The sequence below is a fragment of the Vibrio sp. 2132-1 genome, assembly GCF_033344315.1.
This window is the reverse complement of sequence record NZ_JAWPON010000315.1, coordinates 1-715: the sequence shown is the minus strand read 5'-3', so window position 1 is coordinate 715 and position 715 is coordinate 1. Positions and strand designations below refer to the sequence as shown.

The window sequence follows — 715 nt, the reverse complement described above, 5'->3', positions numbered from 1 at the left end:
GGGACGCTTGCAACTAATCCACCAACACGTTTGGTGATCTCAGATTGGCTGGCTTCACGCTCACTCCAAGGTTTAAGTGTCGCTAGACCAAACGCTTGGTTCGAGTTAGGAACACCGTTAAATACCTGCGCGTATTCTACCTCTGGTTGATCCGACAGAATCTTGTTTACATCGTTCATGGTGTTTTGGATGTAATCCAAGTTCGCGTTCGAAGGCGCCGTACCCATCAGTACAACCACACCTTTATCTTCCGAAGGTGCAAGTTCACTAGGAATGAACTTGAACAAGATCGGTAAGCTTGCAAATACAATGATTGCAAACGCAATAACAACCGGACGATGAGCCATTACCGCTTTCAACATGCCTTCGTAACGAGTGGTCATGCCATCAAGGATATGGTGAACTTTTTGCTCAAACTTGCTTGGCTTCTCGTTCGCTTTCAGCATCTTTGAACACATCATTGGTGATAGTGTCAAAGCGATGATGCCGGATACGAATACTGAACCTGCCAGTGTCAAAGCGAACTCTTTGAACAGTGAACCGGTGATACCACCCATCAATGCGATCGGCGCGTACACTGCACCTAGCGTCAATGTCATCGCGATAACTGGAACCGCAATTTCACGCGTACCAATGATTGCAGCTCGGAATGGCGATTCCCCTTCTTTGATGTGACGGTCAACGTTTTCTAGTACAACGATCGCGTCATCCACCA

Annotated in this window: 1 protein-coding gene; it reads right to left on the bottom strand. The window is 47.3% G+C overall.

Going from position 1 to position 715, the window contains the following annotated elements:
* Window positions 1-715, bottom strand: a 715-nt coding sequence (locus tag R8N47_RS25145) for an efflux RND transporter permease subunit (RefSeq protein ID WP_318186096.1), incomplete at both ends; no start/stop codon positions are given.